The sequence below is a fragment of the Streptococcus oralis subsp. tigurinus genome (genome assembly GCF_002096275.1).
In the GTDB taxonomy this organism is placed as follows: domain Bacteria; phylum Bacillota; class Bacilli; order Lactobacillales; family Streptococcaceae; genus Streptococcus; species Streptococcus oralis_CN.
In genome coordinates this window covers 80,143-94,835 of the sequence record NZ_NCUG01000015.1, presented here as the reverse complement: position 1 = coordinate 94,835, position 14,693 = coordinate 80,143, and the positions used below count along the sequence as shown (strand labels likewise).

Annotated in this window: 12 protein-coding genes; 10 read left to right on the top strand and 2 right to left on the bottom strand. The window is 43.3% G+C overall.

Features of this window, described 5'->3' with window-relative positions:
- Positions 1-19: 19 nt before the first annotated feature.
- The 6 genes from glmM (at position 20) to B7725_RS02350 (ending at position 6,765) form a co-directional block, all read left to right on the top strand.
- The gene (gene glmM, locus B7725_RS02375; RefSeq protein WP_084874377.1) at positions 20-1,372 is read left to right on the top strand and encodes a phosphoglucosamine mutase; all 1,353 of its coding nucleotides are present in this window, start codon (positions 20-22) and stop codon (positions 1,370-1,372) included.
- Between the two features lie 73 nt (positions 1,373-1,445).
- A complete protein-coding gene (locus tag B7725_RS02370) occupies positions 1,446-1,820 on the top strand; it encodes a DUF1149 family protein (RefSeq protein ID WP_001050095.1) in 375 nt (124 codons plus the stop codon).
- A gap of 2 nt (positions 1,821-1,822) precedes the next feature.
- Complete coding sequence (locus B7725_RS02365) at positions 1,823-2,671, top strand: DegV family protein (RefSeq protein ID WP_084874376.1); 849 nt, start codon at positions 1,823-1,825, stop codon at positions 2,669-2,671.
- A 262-nt stretch (positions 2,672-2,933) separates the two neighbouring features.
- Positions 2,934-3,701, top strand: coding sequence for a 4-hydroxy-tetrahydrodipicolinate reductase (dapB, locus tag B7725_RS02360; protein WP_084874374.1), 768 nt, complete (start codon positions 2,934-2,936; stop codon positions 3,699-3,701).
- On the top strand, positions 3,698-4,897 hold the full coding sequence (locus B7725_RS02355; RefSeq protein WP_080566816.1) for a CCA tRNA nucleotidyltransferase: 1,200 nt from the start codon (positions 3,698-3,700) through the stop codon (positions 4,895-4,897). The genes dapB and B7725_RS02355 overlap by 4 nt, the downstream gene beginning before the upstream one ends.
- Complete coding sequence (locus tag B7725_RS02350) at positions 4,894-6,765, top strand: ABC-F family ATP-binding cassette domain-containing protein (RefSeq protein ID WP_084874373.1); 1,872 nt, start codon at positions 4,894-4,896, stop codon at positions 6,763-6,765. Before B7725_RS02355 ends, B7725_RS02350 begins: the two co-directional genes overlap by 4 nt.
- A 37-nt stretch (positions 6,766-6,802) precedes the next feature.
- On the opposite strand, the gene mntE is transcribed toward B7725_RS02350, so the two are convergent.
- Positions 6,803-7,990, bottom strand: a complete 1,188-nt coding sequence (gene mntE / locus B7725_RS02345; RefSeq protein ID WP_084874371.1) for a CDF family manganese efflux transporter MntE — start codon at positions 7,988-7,990, stop codon at positions 6,803-6,805.
- 307 nt (positions 7,991-8,297) lie between these two features.
- Here mntE and B7725_RS02340 point away from each other — a divergent pair, with 307 nt between their 5' ends.
- The 4 genes from B7725_RS02340 to yaaA all read left to right on the top strand — a co-directional run bounded on the left by B7725_RS02340 (position 8,298) and on the right by yaaA (position 13,920).
- Complete coding sequence (locus B7725_RS02340; RefSeq protein WP_061598164.1) at positions 8,298-10,994, top strand: cation-translocating P-type ATPase; 2,697 nt, start codon at positions 8,298-8,300, stop codon at positions 10,992-10,994.
- Between the two features lie 103 nt (positions 10,995-11,097).
- Positions 11,098-11,508 (top strand): peptide deformylase, encoded by a 411-nt coding sequence (locus B7725_RS02335; protein WP_084874370.1) that lies wholly within the window; start codon positions 11,098-11,100, stop codon positions 11,506-11,508.
- A gap of 11 nt (positions 11,509-11,519) precedes the next feature.
- Positions 11,520-13,115: a hypothetical protein gene (locus B7725_RS02330; protein ID WP_000821467.1), complete on the top strand. Its 1,596-nt coding sequence runs from the start codon at positions 11,520-11,522 to the stop codon at positions 13,113-13,115.
- Positions 13,116-13,191: 76 nt separating this feature from the next.
- Positions 13,192-13,920, top strand: coding sequence for a peroxide stress protein YaaA (gene yaaA, locus B7725_RS02325; RefSeq protein WP_084874368.1), 729 nt, complete (start codon positions 13,192-13,194; stop codon positions 13,918-13,920).
- Between the two features lie 31 nt (positions 13,921-13,951).
- Here the strand turns inward: yaaA and B7725_RS02320 are convergent, their stop codons facing one another.
- The gene (locus B7725_RS02320; protein ID WP_084874367.1) at positions 13,952-14,500 is read right to left on the bottom strand and encodes an NADPH-dependent FMN reductase; all 549 of its coding nucleotides are present in this window, start codon (positions 14,498-14,500) and stop codon (positions 13,952-13,954) included.
- Positions 14,501-14,693: the final 193 nt, after the last annotated feature.

Below are 14,693 nucleotides of genomic sequence, written 5' to 3'. Positions count from 1 at the left end.
GAAAAGGATGATAAATAAAATGGGTAAATATTTTGGGACCGATGGAGTCCGTGGAGAAGCAAACGTAGAACTGACACCAGAATTGGCCTTTAAACTGGGACGTTTTGGTGGATATGTTCTTAGCCAACACGAAACAGAAGCCCCTAAAGTCTTTGTAGGACGTGATACACGTATCTCAGGAGAAATGTTAGAATCAGCCTTGGTGGCAGGTCTTCTCTCTGTAGGGATTCACGTCTACAAACTTGGTGTCCTTGCAACACCAGCAGTTGCTTACTTAGTCAAAACCGAGGGAGCCAGTGCAGGTGTCATGATTTCAGCGAGTCACAACCCAGCCCTTGATAATGGAATTAAATTCTTTGGTGGGGATGGCTTCAAACTTGATGATGAAAAAGAAGCAGAAATCGAAGCTTTGCTAGATGCTACAGAAGACACCCTTCCTCGTCCAAGTGCCGAAGGCTTGGGAACCTTAGTGGACTATCCAGAAGGTTTACGTAAGTATGAAGGCTACCTTGTTTCAACTGGAACTCCTCTTGAAGGAATGAAAGTGGCCTTGGATACAGCTAATGGTGCAGCGTCTACAAGTGCTCGCCAGATTTTCGCTGATCTGGGTGCTCAACTGACTGTTATCGGGGAAACACCAGATGGTCTTAATATCAACTTGAATGTGGGTTCTACTCACCCAGAAGCTCTCCAAGAACTAGTCAAAGAAAGCCAGTCAGCTATTGGTTTGGCCTTTGACGGAGACAGTGACCGCTTGATTGCTGTTGATGAAAATGGCGACATCGTTGATGGTGATAAGATTATGTATATTATCGGGAAATACCTTTCTGAAAAAGGCCAGTTGGCTCAAAACACCATCGTGACAACGGTTATGTCTAACCTTGGCTTCCATAAGGCCTTGGAGAGTGCTGGCATTAACAAGGCAGTCACTGCAGTTGGTGACCGCTATGTCGTCGAAGAAATGAGAAAATCAGGCTATAACCTTGGTGGTGAACAGTCTGGTCACGTTATCTTGATGGATTACAATACGACAGGTGATGGACAGTTAACTGCTGTTCAATTAACAAAAGTTATACGGGAAACCGGTAAAACCTTGTCTCAACTGGCATCAGAAGTAACGATTTACCCACAAAAACTGGTCAATATCCGAGTGGAAAATGCCATGAAAGAAAAAGCCATGGAAGTACCAGCCATCAAGGCAATCATCGAAAAGATGGAAGGAGAAATGGCAGGAAACGGCCGTATCCTTGTTCGCCCAAGTGGTACCGAACCTCTCTTGCGAGTTATGGCAGAGGCACCTACAACAGAAGAAGTCAATTACTATGTAGATACGATTGCTACTGTTGTTAAAGATGAGATCGGTATTGACTAAAGCCTAGAAAACTAGATGAAATGATAAAAATGTGGTACAATTGCATAGTAAATTGTAGCAATGGGAGAGAGAAATGAATCTTAAACGAGAACAAGAATTTGTTAGCCAGTATCACTTTGATGCTCGTAACTTTGAATGGGAAAATGAAAATGGGGCTCCTGAAACTAAGGTAGACGTGAATTTCCAGTTGCTCCAATACGACCAAGAAAACCAAGTAACCTCGCTAGTTGTTATCTTGAGCTTTATGATTGTCTTTGACAAATTTGTTATCAGTGGAACGATTTCTCAAGTTAACCATGTGGAAGGTCGTATTGTTAACGAACCAAGTGAATTTAACCAAGAAGAAGTTGAAACCTTGGCACGTCCATGCTTGAACATGCTCAACCGTTTGACGTATGAAGTAACAGAAATCGCCTTGGATCTTCCAGGGATCAATTTGGAGTTTTAGTCATGAAATTAGCTGTCATTACAGATTCTTCGGCCTATTTAGAGGAGAAGACGCTGCAAAGAGAGAATCTATTTATCTTGGATATTCCTGTCAATATTGATGGGGAGGAGTATGTTGAAGGTGTCAATCTGACTGCTGAGGAATTTTATCAAAAAATGGCTCAGTCTGCAGAATTGCCTAAAACCAGTCAACCAAGTATTGCCAAATTGGATGAGATTCTAAGTTCCTTGAAAGGACAAGGTTATACCCATGTTTTGGGACTCTTTCTTTCGTCAGGGATTTCAGGTTTTTATCAGAATATCCAATACATGTTGGATGAGTATGATGGCTTGACCATAGCCTTTCCAGATACCCATATCACAAGTTCCCCTCTAGGATTTATGGTAGAGAGTGCCTTTGAATGGGCAGAACAGGGCGATGATTTTGCTCAGATTCAGGAGAAATTAGCTCTTCAAATTGCTGATAATTCAGCCTTTATCATAGTAGATGACCTCGACCACTTGGTTAAGGGGGGACGTCTGTCAAATGGGGCGGCCATCTTAGGGAATCTCCTTAGTATCAAGCCCATTCTTTATTTCAATGACCAAGGTGTGATTGAAGTTTACGAAAAAGTTCGTACAGAAAAGAAGGCAATCAAACGTTTGGTGGAAATCATCAAAGAGTCGACAAAAGATGGAAATTACCGTATCACAGTCATACATGGCAATGCTCCTCAAAAGGCAGCGGGCTTACGTCAGCTTTTGATGGAGAGTGGTGTGACTGCTGAGATTCCAATTGATACCTTTGGTAGTGTCATTGGAACCCACCTTGGAGAAGGTAGTATCGCTTTAAGCTATACACCAGTCGTCTAGATTGTTCTTACAAGCTTTATATCATAGTAATTGAACACGGACTATTGCCTCTTGAAAAAGATGCCTGTCTTGCCTTTCGTGGAAAGTCGGCGTCATTCCCTATTTCTCATGGGCAACTAACGTCCTTTGTATCTTGATAATTGAACATGCCTAGAACCCTGTGTGAAAAAGATAGTTCTTCCAAGGAGTAGACACTCCTTGATCAGAACTCCTATTTTCACTTTATGTTCTTACAGGCTTTGTATCTTAGACAGGAGTAGAGATGAGTATTCGAGTAATTATCGCCGGGTTTAAGGGAAAGATGGGCCAAGCTGCCTGTCAGATGGTCTTTGCTGATCCGGACTTGGACTTGGTCGCAGTTTTGGATCCCTTTGAGTCTGCGTCAGAATGGCAGGGAATTCCTGTCTTCAATGATAAGGATGACTTGGCTGGTTTTGAAGCGGATGCCTGGGTAGATTTTACTACACCAGCTGTTGCCTACGAAAATACACGCTTTGCTCTTGAAAATGACTTTGCTCCAGTGGTTGGAACAACAGGCTTCACTAGTGAAGAAATTGCAGAACTCAAAGCGTTTTCCCGTGAACAAGATTTGGGTGGCTTGATTGCCCCTAACTTTGCCTTGGGAGCTGTCTTGCTGATGCAATTTGCGGCGCAGGCTGCCAAATATTTCCCAAATGTGGAGATTATCGAGCTCCATCATGACAAGAAAAAAGATGCTCCGAGTGGAACAGCTATTAAAACTGCCGAGTTAATGGCGGAAGTTCGAGAGTCTATTCAGCAAGGTGCGCCTGATGAGGAAGAATTGATTGCAGGTGCTCGTGGTGCTAACTTTGATGGCATGCGCATACACTCAGTCCGTCTACCAGGCTTGGTAGCCCATCAGGAAGTCATCTTTGGCAATCAGGGGGAAGGATTGACCCTTCGTCATGACTCCTATGATCGCAGCTCCTTCATGACAGGGGTGAATTTGGGAATCAAAGAAGTTGTCAAGCGTCATGAGCTTGTCTATGGATTAGAACACTTATTATGAGATTAACGCAAATGCCTTCTGAATTTCAGAAGGCTTTACCAGTATTAGAAAAAATTAAAGAAGCAGGCTTTGAGGCCTATTTTGTTGGGGGCTCTGTTCGAGATGCCCTCCTCAATCGTCCCATCCACGATGTGGATATTGCGACTTCTTCCTATCCAGAAGAAACCAAGCAGATTTTCCCTCGTACAGCTGACATCGGAATCGAGCACGGAACCGTCTTGGTTCTAGATGGGGACGAGGAGTATGAGGTAACAACCTTTCGAACAGAGGATGTCTATGTGGACTATCGTAGACCCAGTGCGGTTTCCTTTGTGCGTTCGCTAGAAGAGGACCTCAAGCGCCGTGATTTCACAGTTAATGCCTTTGCCTTGGATGAGACAGGCGAAATTATTGACTTGTTCCATGGTTTAGAAGATTTGAAAAACCAAGTCTTGCGAGCAGTTGGAGTGGCTAGTGAGCGTTTCAACGAAGATGCTCTGCGTATTATGCGTGGTTTCCGCTTTCAGGCCAGTCTCGGTTTTAAACTTGAACCAGAAACTTTTGTGGCGATGAAGACTTTGACGCCACTCTTGGAGAAAATTTCTGTGGAGCGCACCTTCGTTGAGTTTGATAAACTCTTGCTGGCTCCTTTTTGGCGAGTTGGTCTGTCTTCCATGATTGAGAGTCGAGCTTATGACTATCTTCCAGACATGGCAGGAAGCCAGGGCAAGCTCAACAGACTGTTTGTTTTGGAGACTGATTTCACTTTTGAATCTTCTGAACAAGCCTGGGCAGCTCTGTTGTGGGCTTTGGAGATTAAAGATGCACAGCCATTTTTGAAAGCTTGGAAAACCTCACGCCAGTTTGCCAAGCAAGTACAGGATTTGCTGACTATTTTGGTTTTGCGAGAAGAAGGAGAGCTGAGCAAGCGCGATTGTTACCGCTTTGACTTGGATTCCCTTCTACAAGCTGAAAGTCTTCGTCAGGCTCAAGGGAAAGAAGTCAACCCACAAGCCATCACAGAAACTTACCAGAGTTTGACCATTCATGATAAGAAAGAAATCCAGATTAACGGAGGAGTTCTGATTAAGGAATATGGTTACCAGCCAGGACCAGACTTGGGAGAGATTTTAACAGAGATTGAGTTTGCCATTGTCGATGGAGAATTGGAAAATGATCGTCAAGCCATCCATGCTTACCTGAGGGAGAAAAAATGAGTGATTTTATCGTTGAAAAACTAAGCAAATCCGTCGGAGACAAGACCGTTTTTAAGGATATTTCCTTTATTATCCATGATTTGGATAGAATTGGTCTGATTGGTGTTAATGGAACGGGTAAGACAACCCTTTTGGACGTCCTTTCTGGCACTTCTGGCTTTGATGGGGACGTCAGCCCCTTTTCAGCTAAGAATGATTATCAGATTGGCTACTTGACTCAAAATCCAGACTTTGATGATAGCAAGACGGTCTTGGATACGGTTCTTTCCAGCGACTTCAAGGAAATTCAGCTGATTCGTGAGTATGAGTTGATCATGCTCAACTACAGCGAGGACAAGCAGGCTCGTTTGGAACGAGTCATGGTTGAGATGGATTCTCTTCAAGCCTGGGAAATCGAAAGTCAGGTCAAGACTGTTCTTAGCAAGTTGGGTATTCAGGACTTGTCGATTCCAGTTGGTGAATTGTCAGGTGGTTTGAGAAGACGGGTTCAGTTGGCGCAAGTTCTCCTCGGAAACCACGACCTCTTGCTTCTGGACGAGCCGACCAACCACCTGGACATTGCGACCATTGAGTGGCTGACTCTTTTTTTGAAAAATTCCAAGAAGACCGTTCTCTTTATCACCCATGATCGTTATTTCCTAGATGCACTATCAACGCGGATTTTCGAGTTGGACCGAGCAGGCTTGACCGAGTATCAGGGAAATTATCAGGACTATGTTCGCTTAAAGGCAGAACAAGATGAGCGTGACGCAGCACTTCTCCACAAAAAGGAACAACTCTATAAGCAAGAATTAGCCTGGATGCGTAGACAACCGCAAGCGCGTGCTACCAAACAACAGGCTCGTATCAATCGTTTCCACGACTTGAAAAAAGAAGTTTCAGGCGGTGTTGCTGAAACAGACTTGACCATGAACTTTGAAACCAGTCGGATTGGGAAAAAAGTCATCGAGTTTAAAGATGTTTCCTTTGCTTATGAGAATAAGCCAATATTGCAAGATTTTAATCTCTTGGTGCAAGCTAAAGACCGTATCGGTATCGTTGGGGACAACGGTGTCGGGAAATCAACTCTGCTTAACCTCATCGCAGGAAGTCTTGAGCCGACAGCAGGACAAGTTGTGATTGGGGAAACAGTTCGCATCGCCTATTTCTCTCAGCAAATTGAAGGATTGGATGAGAGCAAGCGAGTTATCAATTATCTGCAGGAAGTGGCAGAGGAGGTCAAGACCAGCGGTGGTTCTACGACTTCCATTGCTGAGTTGCTGGAGCAGTTCCTTTTCCCACGTTCGACTCATGGAACCTTGATTGAGAAGTTGTCTGGTGGAGAGAAAAAGCGTCTTTATCTCCTCAAATTGCTTTTGGAAAAACCAAATGTTCTTCTCTTGGATGAGCCGACAAATGACCTAGATATTGCGACCTTAACAGTCTTAGAGAATTTCTTGCAAGGTTTTGCAGGCCCTGTCTTGACAGTTAGCCATGACCGCTATTTCTTGGATAAGGTAGCAACTAAGATTCTTGCTTTTGAGGATGGCAAGATTCGTCCTTTCTTTGGTCATTACACAGACTATCTTGACGAAAAAGCCTTTGAAACAGAGATGGCCAATCAAGTGCAAAAGGCCGAAAAGGAGAAAGTGGTCAAGGTACGTGAAGACAAGAAACGTATGACCTACCAAGAAAAGCAGGAGTGGGCAAGCATTGAAGGGGATATTGAAGCCTTGGAAAATCGTATCGCTGCTATTGAAGAAGAGATGCAGGCAAATGGCTCTGACTTTGGCAAACTGGCGACGCTTCAGAAAGAGCTAGACGAGAAAAACGAAGAACTCCTTGAAAAATACGAACGCTATGAATACCTAAGTGACTTTGATAGTTAGGTGAATAGAAAAATCCTGTTATTACGACAGGATTTTTCTATTCTTCTTTTTTAGTCTCTTGATGAAAGATATTTTGCCAAGTCTCATGGCGACGCCAGATGCTGGTGTGGACGATGCCATCTAGCTTATAGCAAATAAGTTTGGTTTTCTGACTGATGGAGGTAATCTGAATGTCCTTAATTGTAGCTTTAAGTTCTTTTTCAGCCTTATAAGCCTCTTTATCCATCTGCTCTCCATCTTGACGGATATAGATAAAGTCCTCAGCAAGGAGTTCTTCTAGCTGATTTCCTTGGTCAATCAATTGCTCGCGCATAAGCAATTTTTTGTAGACATTGTCTAAAATTTCGTCTTCAGGTATAGGTGCTGGCTCGATATGGACATCGGTATCAAAGACTCCAAAACGCTCTTCCAGCATAGACTCGACCTGGTCTGCAATTTCGTGGCTCTCATAGACTGATAGATCGGGATTCATTTCTAACGTGATATCAAGGTAGATATTGCTACCATAGGTACGCCCTCTTTGGGACTTGACCTTACTAATCTTTGGAATTTCCATTATGGCCTTTTGGTAGTCTTCTAGTAGCCGGTCATCAAAACCATCTGAAAGACTGAAGGACGATTCGATAAAGATATCATAGGCTGTCTTTAAGATAAAGAAAGTGATGATGATAGCGACTAATTTATCCACAATCGGATAATTAAAACTGCTGGCTAGGATAGCAATGGAAGTACCAAGCGAGGTGACTGCATCGGAAAGATTATCTTTAGCTGCTGCCTTTAGAGCTTTGGATTTGGATTTCTTACTGAGGCGTGTGTTATAGAGATAAACGACAAACATAACCGCTGCGGAAATGATTCCTAGAAATGCTCCCAGAGGATCGATAATCGTTTGTTCCCGACTGAGGATTTTCTGAATGCTATCCCGAAGCACATCAAAGCCAACGTAGAACATGATGATGGAAGTAATCAAACTAGCTAAATCTTCAATCTTCCAGTGTCCAAAGCGGTGGTCACGGTCTGCAGGCTGGCGAGCCATCCGAATGCCAATCAGAAGAGCAACATTTCCGATAATATCGGATACGTTGTTGAAACCATCCGCTACCAAACTGGATGAATGAAGTAGATGACCAGTTGCTAATTTTGCCGCAGACAAGAATAAGTAGGTCGAGATACTGACAATGGCACCACGCTCAGCTAACTTGAGATTTGAGATTGATTGTTTCATCAAACTTCCTTTTCAGTATAAGTAATATTCTTTCATTATACTGGTTTTTGCGGGAAAATTCAAATTTAGTCCACCTTCACCGAATTTTAATGATTGAAAACTTTTCAAAATTTGGTATAATAGTACTACTCAAGGGAGTAGCTGGCAGAAACCTGTGATAGTGTCGTCATTCCGAATTGTGTACTGCAAAGTATACCTTCCGGCCCTATCTTAAACAGCGAGACTTGTTATGATTAACAAGTCTCTTTTTGTTTGTCATAAAACAAAAAGAGAACTTGTTTTGCACACAATGTCAAGGAGGAGACGCATGTCAAAAGAACAAAAACGCCAAGCGTTTTATACTCAAAGTCCTGAAGAGGTCTTGAAGTCAGTTGAAGCAACTGAGCAAGGCCTTTCGTCAAGCGAAGCGCAAAAACGCCAAGCTGAATATGGACGCAATGAACTGGAAGAGGGTGAGAAAAAATCTCTCTTGGTTAAATTCATTGAACAGTTTAAGGATTTGATGATTATCATCCTAATTGCTGCAGCTATCTTATCAGTCATAACATCTGGTGGTGAAGATATCGCAGATGCCATCATTATCCTAGCCGTGGTTATCATCAACGCTGCCTTTGGTGTTTACCAAGAAGGAAAAGCAGAAGAAGCCATCGAGGCCCTCAAGTCTATGTCCAGTCCAGCTGCTCGCGTTATTCGTGATGGGCACATGGCAGAGATTGATTCCAAAGAATTGGTGCCAGGAGATATCGTTGCCCTTGAAGCTGGTGATGTGGTACCAGCAGACCTACGTTTGCTAGAAGCCAACTCTCTTAAAATCGAAGAAGCAGCTTTGACAGGTGAGTCTGTTCCAGTTGAAAAAGACTTGACAGTCGAGCTCGCTGCAGATGCTGGTATTGGTGACCGTGTCAATATGGCCTTCCAAAACTCAAACGTGACTTATGGTCGTGGTCTTGGTGTTGTTGTCAATACAGGTATGTATACTGAAGTGGGTCATATCGCTGGCATGCTCCAAGATGCTGATGAGACGGATACTCCTCTTAAACAAAACTTGAACAACCTTTCTAAGGTCTTAACCTATGCAATTTTGGTTATTGCCCTTGTTACTTTTGTAGTTGGAGTCTTCATCCAAGGCAAAGATCCACTTGGTGAGTTGATGACCTCTGTTGCGCTTGCTGTTGCAGCCATCCCAGAAGGACTTCCTGCTATCGTGACCATCGTTCTTGCCCTTGGTACTCAAGTTTTGGCAAAACGAAACTCTATCGTTCGTAAGTTGCCAGCAGTTGAAACGCTTGGTTCAACTGAAATCATCGCTTCTGATAAGACTGGTACGCTTACTATGAACAAGATGACAGTCGAAAAAGTCTTCTATGACGCAGTCCTACATGATTCAGCTGATGATATTGAACTTGGCTTGGACATGCCACTACTTCGTTCAGTTGTCTTGGCTAATGATACCAAGATTGATGCGGAAGGAAACCTGATCGGGGATCCAACGGAAACAGCCTTCATCCAGTATGCCTTGGACAAGGGCTACGATGTTAAAGGGTTCTTAGAGAAATATCCTCGTGTAGCTGAATTGCCGTTTGACTCAGATCGTAAACTCATGTCAACGGTTCATCCATTGCCAGATGGTAAATTCCTCGTAGCAGTCAAAGGGGCTCCAGATCAACTCTTGAAACGTTGTGTTGCTCGTGACAAGGCTGGAGATGTTGCTCCGATCGATGAGAAAGTCACTGAATTAATCCATACAAACAACTCTGACATGGCTCACCAAGCTTTGCGTGTCCTTGCAGGTGCTTATAAGATTGTAGACAGCATTCCAGAAAACCTCATTTCTGAAGAGCTTGAAAACAACTTGATCTTTACTGGATTGATCGGTATGATTGACCCTGAGCGTGCCGAAGCGGCTGAAGCCGTTCGTGTGGCTAAAGAAGCGGGAATCCGTCCAATCATGATCACTGGTGATCACCAAGACACAGCAGAAGCTATTGCTAAACGTTTGGGAATTATCGACGAAAATGACTCGGAAGACCATGTTTTGACTGGTGCTGAGCTTAACGAACTTTCAGATGAAGAATTTGAAAAAGTCGTTGGTCAATACTCTGTTTATGCGCGTGTATCTCCAGAACACAAGGTTCGTATCGTGAAAGCTTGGCAAAACCAAGGTAAGGTCGTTGCCATGACAGGTGACGGTGTTAATGATGCGCCAGCTCTGAAAACAGCCGACATCGGTATCGGTATGGGAATCACTGGTACAGAGGTTTCTAAGGGTGCATCAGACATGATTCTTGCGGATGATAACTTTGCGACCATTATCGTCGCAGTTGAAGAAGGACGTAAGGTCTTCTCAAACATTCAAAAGACTATTCAGTATCTTCTTTCTGCCAATACGGCTGAAGTATTAACCATCTTCCTGTCAACCTTGTTTGGTTGGGATGTCCTACAGCCAGTTCATCTCTTGTGGATTAACTTGGTAACGGATACCTTCCCAGCTATTGCTCTCGGTGTTGAGCCAGCTGAGCCAGGTGTTATGACCCACAAACCACGTGGACGCAAGTCAAGCTTCTTCTCAGGTGGGGTCATGAGTTCCATTATCTATCAAGGTCTCCTTCAAGGCGCCCTTGTTCTGTCCGTTTATGGTCTTGCCCTTCTTTACCCAGTTCATGTGGGTGACAATCAAGCTATCCACGCTGATGCTCTTACTATGGCCTTTGCAACACTTGGTTTGATCCAGCTCTTCCATGCCTACAATGTAAAATCTGTTTACCAGTCTATTTTGACTGTTGGACCATTCAAGTCTAAGACTTTCAACTGGTCTATCTTGGTATCCTTCATTCTTCTTATGGCAACGATCGTCGTAGAACCACTTGAAGGTATCTTCCACGTAACTAAACTAGACTTGTCACAATGGGGAATTGTCATGGCTGGAAGCTTCTCAATGATTATCATTGTCGAAATCGTTAAGTTTGTTCAACGTAAACTTGGTCTTGATAAGAACGCGATTTAAAAAGAAAGTCATCTTCGGATGGCTTTTTTGCATTTGAGGGAAAGGACTAGAAGTTGCCCCCTTTTGTGCTATAATAAAGTAAAGTTGTAAGGAGCGTAAGAGAATGGAAAAGAAAATTGTCCGAGATGTCTTATTCTTGTCACAGGTATCGAAACCTGCAAGTCAGGAGGAACTTTATCTGGCTAAGGATTTGCAGGATACCCTGCTGGCTAATCGAGAGACCTGTGTCGGTCTGGCGGCCAATATGATTGGTGTGCAGAAGCGCGTGATTATCTTTAATTTTGGCCTAGTTCCCATAGTTATGTTTAACCCCATTCTCCTTTCCTCTGAAGCTCCTTACGAGACAGAGGAAGGTTGTTTGTCTTTGACTGGGGTACGGTCAACGACTCGCTATGAAACGATTACGGTTTCCTATCGCGATAGCAAGTGGCAGGAACAGACCATTACACTGACAGGTTTTCCAGCTCAGATCTGCCAACATGAACTGGATCATTTGGAAGGACGAATTATTTAGGAGGAACTCAGATGAAACGCATACTCTTTGAACTTGTTTTTATCGCAACGACCTGGTATATCTTTTTACCACCACTTAATCTTACGAGTTGGGAATTTATCTTTTTCCTATGCGGACATTTGGTGGTGATGGGAATTTTGTTTAGTTTTCGAAGGGATATCAATCTTCTCAAGACGGTTCATGTACGTCATGGCAAGGTTGCCAACGAACTCAATCTAGAAGGGCTTCATTTTAATAGACTAGGTGGAGGATTGTTGCTGGCCGCGGGACTTATCTTTGCCCTTGCTGGTCTGGTAAGCCTAGTAACTTCTAGCTTTTTCCAAGCAAAAAATTATGCTAATGTGGTGTCCATCACAGAAAAAGACTTTAAAGATTTTCCTAAGAGTGATACCAGTAAGGTTCCAATCCTAGATCGGAGCACTGCAGAAAAGATTGGTGACCGTTACCTGGGGTCTCTGACGGATAAGGTCTCCCAGTACGTAGCAGCAGATACTTATACCCAGCTGACAGTTGATGGCAAGCCCTATCGGGTGACACCTTTGGAATATGCTGATCCGATTAAATGGTTCAATAATCAGTCCAAGGGGATTGGCGAGTATATCAAGGTTGATATGGTGACAGGAAATGCGGAATTGGTGGATTTAAAAACACCGATGAAGTATTCAGACTCCGAGTATTTTAACCGAGACGTCAAACGTCATCTTCGGATCAAGTACCCAACCAAAATTTTTAAAACCCCATCCTTTGAGGTGGATGATGAAGGCAATCCTTTCTATGTAGCAACAGTTTATCAAAAGCAGTTTGGTCTAGGAGTTCCTCGTCCTTCATCTGTTATTATCTTAGACGCCACCAATGGAGAAACCAAGGAATACAGATTGGATGAAGTGCCAGAGTGGGTAGATCGTGTCTATCCGGCCGAAGAAACCATCGAACAAATCAACTACAACGGCAAGTACAAAGACGGTTTCTGGAATGCCTTGATTTCAAAGAAAAATGTTACCCAAACGACAGAGGGCTATAACTATCTTTCTATCGGAAATGACATTTATCTCTACACAGGGGTGACTTCAGCCAATGCTGACGAAAGTAATCTAGGATTTATCCTTGAAAATATGCGCACTGGTGAAATCACCAAGTACAACTTAGCTTCAGCAACCGAAGAATCTGCCCGTGCTTCGGCTGAAGGAGCAGTGCAAGAGAAGTCCTACAAGGCTACCTTCCCTATCCTTGTTAATCTCAATGACAAACCGCTCTATATCATGGGCTTGAAGGACAATGCAGGCTTGGTCAAGGAGTATGCATTGGTCGATGCCGTGGAGTACCAAAACGTCATTGTAGCAACTACGGTAGATGAACTCCTCAGCAAGTATGCCAATAAAAACGATCTTGACCTGGATAACGAAACGGTAGAAAGTATCAAGGGAGTGATTTCAGACCTTAAATCAGCTGTCATCAAGGGTGATACTGTATACTTCTTCAAAGTTGATGGCAAGATTTACAAGGTCAAGGCTTCTGTGTCAGACGACCTTCCTTACCTCGAAAATGGCCAATCCTTCGAAGGTCAAGTTGGAAAAGATAACTATCTCAAGACCTTTAAAGTCAAGTAAAAGAAACCTCGGTATGAACCGAGGTTTTTAAGATGAAATTCTTGGTCGTGATTCAAAAATATGCTACACTAACATTATGAAAATTTTAATCCCAACAGCAAAAGAAATGAACACAGACCATCCTTGTATTGAAACACTTCCATTGAGGGAAGAAAGTCAGGCAGTCCTTGACTCACTGGCGCATTACTCAGCTAGTGAATTAGAGATTTTTTATAAGGTATCTGCCGAGAAAGCAGAGGAAGAGCACGCTCATATTCAAGCTCTAAAAGCTCACAGGGCTAAACATTATCCAGCCTTGAAACTCTTCGATGGTCTCATGTATCGCCACATCAAACGAGATGGGTTAACCGAGGCTGAACAAACCTATCTTAAAAATCATGTCCTGATTACCTCGGCTTTATACGGTGTTGTCCCCGCCTTGTCGCCCATGGCTCCTCACCGTTTGGACTTTTTGATGAAGTTAAAGGTCGCTGGTAAGACTTTAAAGAGTCATTGGAAGTCAGCCTACGATGAGGCGCTAGAGGATGAGGACTTGATATTTTCTCTCTTGTCATCAGAGTTTGAAACAGTATTTTCTAAGGAAATCAGAGAAAAGATGGTGACCTTCAAATTTATGGAGGACAAGGCTGGTCAGCTGAAGATTCACTCAACCATTTCCAAGAAAGCGCGTGGGGCTTTTTTGACAGCCTTGATAGAAGGGCAAGTTCAAACAGTCGAACAAACTCGTAAGCTCCGCTTCGCCGGCTTTGAATACCAACCTGATTTATCAAGTGACTTAGAACTCGTCTTTGTGAAACAAGCATAAAACCAGCTCGAATGAGCTGGTTTTTACTAGATTAATTGATGGCTGCAAGAAGGTCGTCAGCTTGTTTGGCAAGTGATGAAGCAGTTGCTTCTTCTAGCACCAATTTTCCGTCAGCCCAAGCAGAGTCATTGACGCGAGCAGCTGTAAAGTCACCAACGACTTGTGTACGGATAAATGGCAAGAGGTCTTTGTAAATAGCAAAGAGTTGATCGTGACCGGCATTGGCTACAGATGAGACAGTAACAAACTTGTCTTGGAGGGCAGAAGCACCACGTGTATCAGACAAGTCAATGGCACGAGAGAGCCAGTCAAGCAAGTTTTTCACTGTTCCAGGGATAGAGAAGTTGTAGACTGGAGAGAAGATCCAGATGGCATCAGCAGCAAGGACAGCTTCACGAGCAGCAGCTACAGCTGGATGAGTTGGAACTTCCAAATCTTGGCTGAAGAGAGGAACAGCTGAGTAATCAAGATAGCTGACTTCTGCTTTTCCGGCAAGTGCTTTCTCAGCTTCGAGGGCCATTTGGTGGTTGAAAGAACCTTGGCGTAATGAACCGACGATAAATAGTACTTTTTTAGACATGACGTGTCTCCTTTAGTTTAAAATTCAAAGAGTGAACTCTTTTGTCACCATCTATGTTACAACAAATAATACTAATTAGCAATAAATGTGCTCAGCTAAGTTTACTTGTTAGGGGTGGAAAAACTTAGTTCTGAGAAAACAGTATTTGATAGACAGGCAGATATTGTATTTAATTTCAAAGGGAAAATAATCT